Here is a 12,489-nt window from a genome sequence, read left to right on the forward strand (position 1 = left end):
CTAAAAACGCCTGACGGACACAAAAATCTACAACTGTACGGGGATTGGAGTAGATATGCGTGGTTGAATTTCAGTCAAAACATTTGAGTAAGCTCTGAGAATATCGTTAAAAATCTCCGAGTGCTTTGGTGCTTCAAGCGACACAATAAAGGCGTAATTGATTGTTGGGGCTTTCGCTCCCGAAATACTGTCACCACCGTCTCGCGCCATATAATGTATTTCAAACGCGGGGTCTTGTAGTGATGAGCCGAATTTGGTTTTCTCTGCATGCAGAACAGATTCCCATTTGCCAGCATCAGATCTTAGCTCTGCCTCCGTTGCTACCTTTTTTTGTTTAAAAAATGATTCTGATTTGATCGGTTTAGGTTTCGGTCTCCAAGTGATCTCAACTCCAGCCTTGGTGTACATAGAGGTATCTTGAGGGTCAACGGGTGTTGAAAAACAGCAGGTAGCCTTAATTTTTACTTTCCCTTTTATGCCTTCTTTAGGAATAGGAAGTGGAACTTTCAAATACTTTCCAGGAAAAAGCTCACCTTGATAAAGTATGCGAGCCACTCCGTCAGGTGATTCAATAATTTGATTAATGCTCTCAGGAGCCTTCCCCCAACCAACATGATGAGGGTCATGACCACCCTGCTCAGCAGAATGCACCAACAGCGCCTTAATTGCCAATGGAGAGACTGAATGGCCCAGTATTGCCCGCACCCCAACAGCTTTTCTCAATAAATATGGAGAGGCAAAACTTGTTCCACAGGTTGGGGTTAGCCTTGCTAATCCATCATCACTGGTAACATGGAAATATTCATTTATAGATCCGCCAAATGCCAGTAGGTCAGGCTTAACACGCCCAGGCGCGCGACCAGGCCCTTTCGCACTGTATGAAGCTCTCTGCCAATCAGAGATAGTCTTATCAGCTGCACCAACTGCGACTGCATTTACACAATCAGAAGGCACTTGTATTCTGCATAACCCTTCTTGTTCATCCATTTCACCATTATTTCCGGCAGCTATCGTCAAAAAGGTATCCCCTTCAGCAAGATAGGTATCTAAAAGCGATGTCCATGGATGAACTTCATCATCATCAACGGGCAGGTCTGGGCCAAGGCTTATATTGATAAATTCATATTGCCTAGACATCAAAATATCTTCGATATGAGTTAATGTCCGGTAAAGCTCAAGACGATTTTCGTGACTAGCGCCACTGTCTAAAACCCTATGGTGATCAACATATGAAAATGGGCGTTGGGCTTCAACATCTGGCGACAGTGGCCCAAACAAAAATGCTGATGTCACAGCCACCCCATGCGCGGGGCCGTCAGCACAATCTTGCGCAGACGAATCTGAGATTATGTAATTATTGACCCAAGGAGTGAGAGCATGCTTTTGTGGCAAACCTCCATCCAAAATTGCAACCCGGACATCAGATGAATACGGTTCTGAACTAGGCAAATTGGCTTCTGCACTAATAGGCATAGACCTAATTATGGGGCGAAAAGATCTGAGCATGGGCAATGGTCTGACGACCCGAACAAAAGAGTGTTGAGCCAACTGTCCCACCCTATCAGGCTCTCCGATCAGTGGAATGAACCATAAGCTGGAGACACCTATAGCCCATTCTTTCTCGACACTAAACCCAAGGGATCCAGCGTATTCTATGAATGAATGCTTAATGAATTCAGAAGACCCTTCAGGCATAAGTTGCAGCCCAGCTTCAAAGTATCCTTCAGAATCTATATCCGATTTTTTTACTTTGGTAGACTCTGGAATCGACTCAACACTCCATACTTTTAACAAATCACTAGCGCCAGGTGTATCCATGTTGATCTGGTATAATTTGTTTGAAAATTCTGCAAGCTGATGCCTTTTCCCTGCGATAAACAGGCTCGTAGAAGGAGTACTTTTAGGCTTTCCCTTCCTGGTCCACTTATCTGGCAATACTTCATCCGCTTTGCTACCAATTGAATGCACCCCCATCTCTCTGAGCAGAGTGCGAGGAAAGTGACTCTTTGAAATATATGATGGGTGCAAAGTGAGCTTGCTAACACTGTAATCCCTAGGACAAACCTCCTCTATAAGCAAAGATTGCCTTTCAACCACATCGTCAAATTGTGGTTTCAGTCTCTGCACTACTTCTGGTAGCGTGTACAGTGCCGCCCCCGGAGGACTCATTTTTGAGGTGCCGTGAGCGCAGTCAACTCTTCAGCCTTCCCAATCAAATAATTAACCTTGCGTGACATTACTTTCTACCTCAAGATTTGAATTCTTGGATTCTTTTTCTGATAGTGTCCCTGCTGACATGCGACACTTTTGCAGCCTTTTGTTGGGTTAGACCGAACTCGCGCACAAGTCTGACAGCAAAATTGATCCTCTCCTTACTACTGAGCTCACCCAAACTTGGCTTCATGTAGGTAATCGCCTCTGATTCGAAACGATTAGGATCAATAAGCTTTAGTCTGCGAAGTTGGAAAATAACTCTCTTAATATGGCTATATGATTTACCTTTCAGACTATCGACCAGTAGCTCCATCCAAGGCTTAAAACTATCCTGATCCTGCCCTAGATATCTGAGGATCGCTTTTTTTACATGCTCTTTCGTAGGAATTGTGAACGTCACTTCCATATCAAACCTTCGCCATAAAGCGGGGTCAACTAGCTCTGGGTGATTTGTAGCAGCAATCAACAAGCCTTCAGATGGCCATTGCTCAAGCTCTTGTAGCATAACGGTGACAAGCCGTTTAAGCTCTCCAACATCAGCCTCATCACTTCTCTTTTTAGCAATGGCGTCAATTTCATCCAAAAGAAGTACACATGGATGAGTTTTAGCAAACTCTATCGCGCTTCTTAAATTACTACCTGTTTTGCCTAAATAGCTGCTCATGACCGCTGTAAGATCCAAAATATAAAATGGTAGTTTCAGCTGCGCAGCGAGCCATTGAGCAGTCATTGTTTTTCCGACACCAGGAGGACCTTGAAAAATAAGAGAGCTGGTTGGCTGAAGGCCATTGGCGGTCAAGAGTTTTAAAGAGCTTCTCTCTTGTAGAACCTGCTCTAGACTGTAAGCGACTTGTGATTGTAAGAGCGGAGAGTCGAAGACTTCTGAAATACCAAAAGACTTTAATAGTGATACCCCTCCAACCTCATTGAGAGGCTCAGAGTCACTCTGCCGCCCTGAAAAAGAGGAGGCTTTTCGTAATACTCCATTTGATCTGGCAGGATGACTTTTTAAGAGTTCTTCTAGCTTCCCAGCAGTTTCTGGATCTTTTTTTCGGAGCTTTCTCACCTGCTTCGCAAGATACATGCGAAGATCAGCCTCTTTTCCTGATAGCGCCAGCCTTGAAATACTGACTAATTCTTCATTTGCCATAAGCACCACTCACACAGGACTCATAACATACTGATTATTATAACTTATTCAAAATTGCTATGAGTGACTAAAACTGAATTTAATATATAATATAGTCACAGACGTGACTTGTCACCAGTTTTATCAAGAGTTTCATGTAATCTATTTGAAGGACTTATTCTGACTCAATCGACAAATTAGTCATCAATCACCGCTTTGCTTGCGCAGCATTCAGCTTTGCCCCCCAAATCTGGCAAACTTGTTCATTACTGCAACCTGTCAAGCGCATAATTTCTGAAATACTTTTATCCGGTACTCGTAATTCAATTACTGCCTTGTGGCGTGCGTCATCAGACTTTTGAACAGCAGGTTGCTGGCGCTCAGGACATCAACAAATTCATCAAAACGGAAATGTTCAAAAATCTCCCGGGCATCTTTGGAGAAGGACTGGATGTAGCTTGCCAGGTTGTCGTTTATCCCGGTCAACCCCAGTTTGGAAAGATCCATCTGCGAAGTATTAAAAAAGTCAGTCCCTGCGGATTCTCAGTTGTACGGTTGGCAGGCAGCAGCATTTTCTCCTTGCCATCAGTGGGCAGGTTCATGCTTTTCACCTGTCCGTACTTAGCCTGCACCGATGCTTTCGACGGTGCAAGTACGCACTCCAGAAGGCGCAACAGGGTAAATGGCAGGATGATCCGACCATACTGGGACTGTTTGAAACCTCCCCAGAGAAGGTCAGCAACAGACCAGATAAAGGCAGCGAGATTGTTATGGGATTGAGATATAAAGCGTTCTGAATTTATGGCGGTTGGTGATCTGGAGCCCAGAGCAGTTAGACTGGCAAAACGCTTGTCTTACGGCGTTAGTCGTTATTGTGGAGGATATAGAGGGTGGGCTCAAGTCGTGTATGTAGCGCGTTCAGATTGATCTGATAGCGATCACAAACGGTTCAGTATCTCTATAATCCAGACAGTTAAAAAGATTCTGAAGGCTTTGGCAGGTACAGAACTGGCAAAGGCTCAACCATCTACAGTCATTGTGAAGCTGTCGGAACAACCGCTTTATGGCTGTACCCACATCTTGATACAGCCATAAAATCCAAGCACTGACTCAATCACTGCTTCCCCATAAACTCCGGATAAGCCTCCATACCACACTCAGTCAGATCAGCCCCCTGGTACTCTTCTTCTTCCGTGATACGCAGCCCAAGGATTAGCTTGATAACTCCCCAGACAATCAGGGAAGTAAAAAACACCCAGCCAAAAATGGTGGCGATGCCCAACAACTGCGCACCGAAGGTTGCACCATTGTTGGTCAGAGGAACTGCCAGCAGACCCCAGAGCCCTGCAACACCATGTACCGAGATCGCACCCACCGGGTCGTCAATCCGCAGCTTGTCCAAAGTCAGGATAGCGAACACGACCAAAGCACCACCGACACCACCGATCAGAGTGGCAGAGAGTGCATCTGGTGCCAGAGGCTCTGCTGTGATGGCTACCAGACCTGCCAGAGCACCATTCAGGGCCATGGTCAGATCGGCTTTGCCAAACAGAATACGAGCGACAATCAGGGCAGCAATAACACCACCTGCAGCGCCAGCATTGGTGTTAACAAAGATCTGGGCGACAGCGTTGGCATTTTCAACGTCTGCCAGTTTCAGCTGAGAACCTCCGTTGAAGCCAAACCAGCCCAGCCACAGGATAAACGTGCCCAAGGTAGCGAGCGGCAGGTTGGCTCCGGGGATTGCATTAACAGCGCCGTCTTTCCCGTATTTACCTTTGCGGGCACCCAGCAGCAGAACACCGGCCAGTGCGGCAGCAGCACCGGTCAGGTGAACGACACCGGAACCGGCAAAGTCCTGAAAGTTAGCCGCGTCCAGAAAACCACCGCCCCATTTCCAGAAACCCTGTACCGGATAGATAAAGCCCGTCATAAAAACGGCAAACAGCAGAAAAGACCAAAGCTTCATGCGCTCCGCAACCGCACCGGAAACGATGGACATTGCTGTTGCAACAAAAACGACCTGAAAGAAAAAGTCTGAGCGTGCAGAATGATAGGGCGCATCAGCACCACCGGCAGTCACCGCCTCAACCGGGTTTTCAGTACCAATCAAAAAACCAGGAACAGGCAGGATACCCCCTTCGTTAGCGCCCGGATACATAATGGCGTAACCACAAAGCAGATACATGGTGCAGGCAATGGCAAACAAGGCGACATTTTTAGTCAAAATCTCGACCGTGTTTTTAGAACGAACCAGACCCGCTTCGAGCATGGCAAAACCGGCTGCCATCCACATTACCAGCGCACCGGACATCAGAAAGTAAAAAGTGTCGAGTGCATACGACACTTGAGCCAGATTTTCCACAGGGCTTCTCCAAAGAAAGTTCAGCAGATAAGTCGTCTTTTGCTATTGGTATTATTTATTGTCATTCGCACACTCTGGGAACCATCAACTTCCTAACCAGGATCTCTTGTCGCTCAGCACATCAGATGGCATCTTCGCCGGTTTCGCTGGTTCTGATCCGAATCGCCTGCTCCAGAGGGGTGACGAAGATCTTTCCGTCACCAATCTTTCCGGTATTGGCCGCCTTGGAAATGGCTTCAATCACCTGATCCAGAAGATCATCGCCAATGGCGATCTCCAGCTTGACCTTGGGTAGAAAGTCAACCACATACTCAGCACCACGGTAGAGTTCGGTATGCCCCTTTTGACGACCAAATCCCTTGACTTCAGTGACCGTGATGCCCTGAACACCAATCTCGGACAGAGCTTCTCGCACGTCGTCCAGTTTAAATGGCTTGATGATGGCTGATACCAACTTCATAAAAGCGCTCCTGAGTGTTGCCTGTTGGCCTGCAGGGAATGTCCGGACATTGTTATTGCGATCGGCGCTCCCAGCCTTGAATATTCAGCGGATCCATGTCCAACTGAGCTTGATGGCTGTTTATGCAGGCACTGTGCCAAATTCTGAAAATCGCCTGTTAATAAGACTCATAGGAGGAAAGAACTGGAATCTCGCTCACTCATTAACTCTCACGCACCAATAAGACACACTTATTTCAGTTGTCGCACAAACATTGTGCACTCCTTTTTGTGCAATGGATCATTAATTGTCTGTGGTATGATCACCGCTGGTTTTTAATGACAAGAATTGCAGGAATCATCGATGATCGATAAAGCCTCTCTTATCGGTAATATTGCCGGCAAAGCAGGTCAGGTTCTGGGTGGGAAGAAAAGCCAGACCCGGGAAGATATTGAGCACAACATCAAGGCCCTGGTGGGCGGTGCCCTGGCCAAATTTGAACTGGTTACTCGTGATGAGTTTGATGCCCAGGTGGCAGTACTGAAGCATACCCGTGAAAGGCTGGAAGCCCTTGAAAAAAAAGTGGCCGATTTGGAAAAAGATGAGCAGTCTGACGCCTGCTGCTGACGTCATTAGCCGTTCTTATTTTTAGGACGGCTAACCCATATCCTCTCAGACTTTACCCTTTTATTACAATTTCGTAATATAAATAATTCAATAAAATCAACAAGTTAAACAATAACAATCGTTAAACCCCTCGTAGTTTTCCCTATAGAGATACCCCTTGCTTGCCTATAGCATTGCGCTTCAAATTAAGACACTTGTCTCAATTATGTGCAGTGTCACTGGCCAAGTCTTTTCAACATGGGCTGGCCCCAAGGACAAATAGTGAACATCTCAGGAGAACTATCACTATGAAACGCTCACTTTCAATCTTTACCCTGCTGATCACCATGATGATGTCTGTTTTTACACAGACCGCTTTTGCCGGTGGTTGGGAACTGCTGGGTGAGAAAAAAGTCAGCCGTCGTGCAGAAGCCGACACCATCCGCGTTGGTCTGAGAGATGGTGCTTTCAAGCGCCTGCAATTCAAGGTCAAGGGCGCTGACGTGGATTTCGACAAAGTGATTGTTCATTACGAGAACGGTCAAAACCGTGAAGTAGCCATTCGCAGCAAAGTGAAAAAAGGCGGTAGCTCCCGTGTTATTGACCTGCCTGGTAAAGCAAGGGCCATTGAAAAAGTAAAATTCTACTACGACACCGAAGGCACAGGACGCGCTCAGGCCAGTGTTCTGCTCCTGGGTAAATCGGCATGATGAAAAAACGACTGTTTACGTTTTTATTGGCACTCACTACTTTTTCACCGGTCTCGACACTGGTCCATGCGGGCTTGTTAGATAATGACCGGGAAGAAGTCCGTGAAGAGCGTCGTGACGACCGCCAGGATAATCGCGAAGAACAACGCGATGACCGTCGGGACAACCGTGACAACCGTCAGGACCATCGTGAAGAGCGTCGCGACGACCGTCAGGATAACCGTGAAGAGCAACGGGATGACCGTCGGGACAATCGCGAAGAACGCCGTGACGACCGTCAGGACAATCGTGAAGATCGTCATGACAATAGAGAAGACAGAAGAGACGATCGGCAAGACAATAGGGAAGACAGAAGAGACGATCGTCAAGATCGCCGTGATGATGGCTGGAATGACCGCCGTGATGACCGCTGGGACGGCCCAAACGTCATCAAGAAGCACCGGGTCGTGGTAGCCCCAAGAAAAAGGGTGATCAGAAACAATGTTGTCGTGGTGAGAAACTACGGTAACTCTTACTACGGCTACGGCCATTATCGTGACGACAATGACGCCTACAAATGGTTGGCGTTTACCGCCATCACGTTGAAAATTCTTGATAACCTCAATGAATCTGCCCAGCGTGCTCACGAAGCGGCTCAGATTAAGGCCACTACCGCTCCCGTTGGCGAAAGGATCATCTGGAATGATGGCGATGCTTCCGGCTATGTGGTGACCACCAAAGAAGGCAAGAGTGCCTCCAGCGGTCTGGTTTGCCGGGAATTCCAACAGTCCATTACGGTGGGCGGTCGAACTGAGGACGCCTGGGGACAGGCCTGCCTGCAGGAAGACGGTTCCTGGCAAATCGTTGACTAAGCCCTGCACCGGCCAGTTCCTTCGCTGGCCGGGCACTTCAACCAGCAAACGACTTCAGGCACCCTTATTGCCTTGCCCTTGACAGTGTTAGGGCTCATATATGTCAGGTTCAGCGCAGGTAACAAAAAGACTGGGGAGGAACACCATGAGCAATAATAGATGATAATTCTAAAGGCTCTTGATATTTAGATGGGTTTTTAACTTTAATAGCAAAGGCTTTATTTCTTCCGCTGAAATATTCAGAAAAGAACTTGTGAGTAATGCCTGAATATTCTTTGGTAGCTTTCCAAAGAGATGTTGGTTTATCTTGTAAAATATCATCAATTTCAAATTCACCAACAACTTTACCAACAGGCTTTGTTGCATAAATGACAACTTTACTGACTCGTTTGTCTTTGAAAATAGCCTTTCTAAATTCATACCTTTTTTCACCATCTAAAATTTTTCTGGCGTATTCAGGCTTTATTGATAATAAGACTTTCATCGTTTTATCTCAACTGAATACCCCGTGCTCACTCGAAGAGGCTTAGTCTGGTCACTTGCATCCCTGAATTAGAGGATTTTACAAGCCTCGTCCTTCAGACCTAACCACGGGCTACTCTTTTAAATAACGTAACACTGGACTAATGGGATGGTCCGCCCCTCCTAAGCGGCTTCAAATGAACCAAAATGGAGTTAACCATTTAAACAGGATTAACCGGAGCGAACCACCCAGCACTATTTAAGTACTTGATATCGATATTGGCAAGAATAACTTTCATCAGCGAAAAGCCTAAGGAGTGATGTCTTTGGTAAAATGGCACCAGAAACTTCAACCGTAAAGACTCAAAAAAGGGCTTTGGATGCAGATACTCAATGGAGTAGTCTGAATTTTCAGTAAAACCCTCACCAGACACTTCTGCCAACAAACCTCTGAATCACTGCTATTCTCAAACCTTCAGTTTTGCACAGGCATTCCATAGCGAAGTGCCAAACAATAAAAACCCAAATACAAAAAGAAGGAAGTTCTATGTCGCGGTTAGCCGTTGTTCAAACCCGCGCCAAAACCGGACTGGATGCACCCGCTGTCTCGGTTGAAGTCCATTTGTCGGCAGGTTTGCCAGCCCTGAATATGGTGGGTCTTCCGGAAGCCGCTGTTCGTGAGAGCAAGGACAGGGTCAGAAGCGCCATTCTCAACAGTGGTTTTGAGTTTCCGGTGTCTCGTATTACTGTCAATCTGGCACCCGCTGATCTTCCTAAAGAGGGTGGTCGATTCGACCTGCCCATCGCTCTGGGCATCCTTGCTGCATCGGGTCAGCTTAAACCTGAATCTCTGGCAGACTATGAGTTTTTGGGGGAACTGGCCCTGTCAGGTGAGCTGAGACCGATCACAGGCTCACTGCCAGCCGCCATTGCCTGCTGTCAGTCGGCCCACACACTGTTGCTTCCCCAAATGAATGCCCAGGCCGCCGCCCTTTGTCCCGATGCAAAAGTATTGGGAGCAGAAAGCCTGCTTAGAGTTTATGCTCATCTCACCGGTAATGGGCATCTATCAGAAACAGTCTGCAACAGAAATGAGAGCCCTGTCGTGTATCCCGATCTGCTGGATGTAAAGGGGCAACAACAGGCTAAACGAGGTCTGATGACGGCAGCCGCTGGCGCACATCATCTGATTTTCTACGGCCCTCCGGGCACCGGTAAAACCATGCTGGCCAGTCGCCTGCCCGGTATTCTTCCCGAGCTGAATGATCAGGAAGCCCTGGAAGTGGCAGCCATACATACCTTGTCTTCTTACAGTCAGCCGCCGTCATGGAAGCAGCGCCCCTTTCGTAACCCCCATCATACGGCTTCTGCCGTCGCTCTGGTGGGTGGTGGCAGTCACCCCCGACCGGGAGAGATTTCCTTTGCCCACAACGGCGTCCTGTTTTTGGATGAACTGCCGGAGTTCCAAAAAGTGGCTCTGGAAGTACTGAGAGAGCCTCTGGAAACCCGGGAAGTGGTTATTTCCCGCGCCAAAGGTCAGGCTAGTTTTCCGGCTGGCTTTCAGCTTATTGCAGCCATGAATCCCTGCCCCTGTGGATATCTTGGCGATCCACAAAAACCCTGCCAGTGTTCTGCGGAGCAGGTCAGGCGCTATAAACGGAAACTGTCAGGCCCTTTGTTAGACCGCATTGACTTGCAGATAGAAGTCTCCAGCCAGAAGACCGAGCGACTCTTTGAAAACCCGCCCGAAGATGAAAACCTGTCAACGGAAAAAATCCGTCAGCAGGTGATTCAGGCAAGGTCTATCCAACAGCGCAGGCAGGGCAAACCCAACGCCCGATTGTCTGCCAGTGAAATGGGTGAATACTGTCCACTGAATAAAAAAGAGCAGGACTTTATGACCCGGCTGTGTGACAAACTGGGTTATTCAGCCAGAGCCGTACACCGAATACTGAGAGTGGCCAGAACGCTGGCGGATATTGATGAGCAAAAAGACATTCAGCAAAAACACCTGGCTGAAGCTGTGCATTACCGAAAACTGGATCGTGAACCGGGTTAACCTTCCGGTTTTACCAATTCCCGCGTAAAGCATCGCCCAATCGGGCGGTGATACAAGCGGTCAGTCCGCAGGACTGATAATAAACATCAAGGTTTACGAAAGGCAATGCTTTCTGTAAAATATTTCGCATGAAGACTAAGCGAGCCTACAAAGAACGATTCTACCCAACACCTGGGCAAACTCAGCTACTTGCTCAGTCGTTTGGTTGTGCTCGATTTGTTTATAACAATACGCTTCGTTTTCGCACTGATGCCTACTACAAAGACGGGAAATCCATATCCCACTCTGAGGTAGAAAAAAGGCTTGTCTCGCTCAAGACAGAGTTTCCATTTCTGGCTGATGTATCCAGCGTGATTCTTCAACAAAAGCTTAGAGATCAGCAAGAGGCTTTCAAGAAATTTTGTAATGGAAAAGCCAAATACCCTAAATTCAAGAAAAGACACTCAAGACAAAGTATCCGGCTAACAAAGGCCGCTTTCAGATACAAAGATGGTCAGCTTTTCATTGCCAAAAGCAAAGATCCGCTGAATATCCGATGGAGCCGACCACTGGCTTCTGAGCCTTCCAGTATTACCATCAGCAAGGATCGGGCAGGCCGGTACTTTGTGTCCATGCTGTGTGAGTTTGAAGCTAAACCAATGCCTATTAGTAACAAAACAGTAGGCATTGATTTAGGTTTGAATGATCTGTTCATCACTTCAGAGGGTGAAAAATCCGGTAACCCAAGGCACACCAGGCGCTACGAGATAAAGCTCGCCTATCTTCAGCGTCAGATGTCAAAAAAGCAAAAAGGCAGTAGCAACAGAGCCAAAGCAAAGCTCAAGGTTGCACGACTTCATGCCAAGGTTGCCGATTGTCGGATGGATGCCACCCACCAGGCATCACGCAAACTCATTAACGAGAACCAAGTTGTTTGCGTAGAGTCTCTGAACGTGAAGGGCATGATCAAAAATCCAAAGCTGGCAAAGCATATAGCCGATGCAAACTGGGGAGAGTTTGTCCGTCAGTTGAAATACAAGGCTGATTGGGCGGGGAGTGTCAGAAGGCCTCCGTCTTCTTCAACAAATTTGATGGTGGCAGCCTTTCTCAGCATGTCATCAACATCCCGGCCAATGGTATTGCCCAGAACCTCGGTGATTCTGACTTTACCGTCGATGCCCATGTAAAAAGTGGCTCTGAAGGACAGTCCATCCTCGCTTTGCAAACCGTACTGTTTCAGAATTTTAGCCTCTGGATCCAGGAGCTTAATAAAACCTGCTTTACCGATTTCGGTGGGCTTGCTTTTGAACATGGGTGCTCCATCGGTGGCAAGCACCAGCACCTCAAAACCCAGTTCCCGAAACCGATCCAGTTTATCTTTGATCGCGATCAGCTCAGTGGCACAAATATAGGTGCAGTGTTGTGGATAACTGAGCAGCAAAATGCGCTTCTTCCCGAACAGACTGGATAACTTAAAGTTATCCACAACCCGCCCTTCAGGCTTACCTTTAACCGGCAGGACTGCGGTGGTTTCAAAATCAGGTGCCATGGTTTCTGGCAGAGGCACAGCACTGACTAAAGCGGGAATCAGGGCTGCAATAAAAAGAGGGATGTACTTCATAACACCTCACAGGGCGAAGATGTTTTTACACCCTGTAAGGTTTAGCAGAAAATG

Annotated in this window: 12 protein-coding genes and 1 pseudogene; 5 read left to right on the forward strand and 8 right to left on the reverse strand. The window is 47.4% G+C overall.

What is annotated here, in order from left to right:
- Positions 1-27 precede the first annotated feature (27 nt).
- The 6 genes from K7B67_RS18080 to glnK all read right to left on the reverse strand — a co-directional run bounded on the left by K7B67_RS18080 (position 28) and on the right by glnK (position 6,168).
- Positions 28-2,169 (reverse strand): S8 family peptidase, encoded by a 2,142-nt coding sequence (locus K7B67_RS18080; protein WP_252177269.1) that lies wholly within the window; start codon positions 2,167-2,169, stop codon positions 28-30.
- Positions 2,170-2,248: 79 nt separating this feature from the next.
- The gene (locus tag K7B67_RS18085; protein ID WP_252177270.1) at positions 2,249-3,364 is read right to left on the reverse strand and encodes an AAA family ATPase; all 1,116 of its coding nucleotides are present in this window, start codon (positions 3,362-3,364) and stop codon (positions 2,249-2,251) included.
- Positions 3,365-3,670: 306 nt separating this feature from the next.
- Positions 3,671-3,850: a hypothetical protein gene (locus tag K7B67_RS18090; protein WP_252177271.1), complete on the reverse strand. Its 180-nt coding sequence runs from the start codon at positions 3,848-3,850 to the stop codon at positions 3,671-3,673.
- Positions 3,826-4,170 (reverse strand): type I restriction-modification system subunit M N-terminal domain-containing protein, encoded by a 345-nt coding sequence (locus K7B67_RS18095; RefSeq protein WP_346658278.1) that lies wholly within the window; start codon positions 4,168-4,170, stop codon positions 3,826-3,828. The genes K7B67_RS18090 and K7B67_RS18095 overlap by 25 nt, the downstream gene beginning before the upstream one ends.
- 287 nt (positions 4,171-4,457) lie before the next feature.
- A complete protein-coding gene (locus K7B67_RS18100) occupies positions 4,458-5,708 on the reverse strand; it encodes an ammonium transporter (protein ID WP_252177272.1) in 1,251 nt (416 codons plus the stop codon).
- Between the two features lie 121 nt (positions 5,709-5,829).
- Positions 5,830-6,168 (reverse strand): P-II family nitrogen regulator, encoded by a 339-nt coding sequence (glnK, locus tag K7B67_RS18105; RefSeq protein WP_252177273.1) that lies wholly within the window; start codon positions 6,166-6,168, stop codon positions 5,830-5,832.
- A 342-nt stretch (positions 6,169-6,510) separates the two neighbouring features.
- On the opposite strand from glnK, the gene K7B67_RS18110 reads away from it, so the two are divergent.
- The 3 genes from K7B67_RS18110 (at position 6,511) to K7B67_RS18120 (ending at position 8,314) form a co-directional block, all read left to right on the forward strand.
- Positions 6,511-6,774 carry an accessory factor UbiK family protein gene (locus K7B67_RS18110; protein WP_252177274.1) on the forward strand — a complete coding sequence of 88 codons (264 nt, stop codon included), beginning with the start codon at positions 6,511-6,513 and terminating at the stop codon, positions 6,772-6,774.
- Positions 6,775-7,061: 287 nt separating this feature from the next.
- The gene (locus K7B67_RS18115) at positions 7,062-7,463 is read left to right on the forward strand and encodes a hypothetical protein (protein WP_252177275.1); all 402 of its coding nucleotides are present in this window, start codon (positions 7,062-7,064) and stop codon (positions 7,461-7,463) included.
- Complete coding sequence (locus tag K7B67_RS18120) at positions 7,460-8,314, forward strand: hypothetical protein (protein WP_252177276.1); 855 nt, start codon at positions 7,460-7,462, stop codon at positions 8,312-8,314. The genes K7B67_RS18115 and K7B67_RS18120 overlap by 4 nt, the downstream gene beginning before the upstream one ends.
- Positions 8,315-8,423: 109 nt before the next feature.
- Here the strand turns inward: K7B67_RS18120 and K7B67_RS18125 are convergent, their stop codons facing one another.
- A complete protein-coding gene (locus tag K7B67_RS18125) occupies positions 8,424-8,798 on the reverse strand; it encodes an ASCH domain-containing protein (RefSeq protein WP_252177277.1) in 375 nt (124 codons plus the stop codon).
- A 525-nt stretch (positions 8,799-9,323) separates the two neighbouring features.
- Between K7B67_RS18125 and K7B67_RS18130 the strand changes: the two genes are divergently transcribed.
- Together K7B67_RS18130 and K7B67_RS18135 are read left to right on the forward strand one after the other, a co-directional pair.
- On the forward strand, positions 9,324-10,835 hold the full coding sequence (locus K7B67_RS18130; protein ID WP_252177278.1) for a YifB family Mg chelatase-like AAA ATPase: 1,512 nt from the start codon (positions 9,324-9,326) through the stop codon (positions 10,833-10,835).
- A gap of 128 nt (positions 10,836-10,963) precedes the next feature.
- Positions 10,964-12,001, forward strand: a complete 1,038-nt coding sequence (locus K7B67_RS18135) for a transposase (RefSeq protein ID WP_252177279.1) — start codon at positions 10,964-10,966, stop codon at positions 11,999-12,001.
- On the opposite strand, the pseudogene K7B67_RS18140 reads toward K7B67_RS18135, so the two are convergent.
- Positions 11,989-12,435: pseudogene (locus K7B67_RS18140) on the reverse strand (redoxin domain-containing protein); the annotation flags it as partial. The gene K7B67_RS18135 and the pseudogene K7B67_RS18140 overlap by 13 nt on opposite strands.
- Positions 12,436-12,489 lie beyond the last annotated feature (54 nt).

Origin of the sequence: Endozoicomonas sp. 4G (genome assembly GCF_023822025.1) — a bacterium.
Taxonomy (GTDB): Bacteria; Pseudomonadota; Gammaproteobacteria; order Pseudomonadales; family Endozoicomonadaceae; genus Endozoicomonas_A.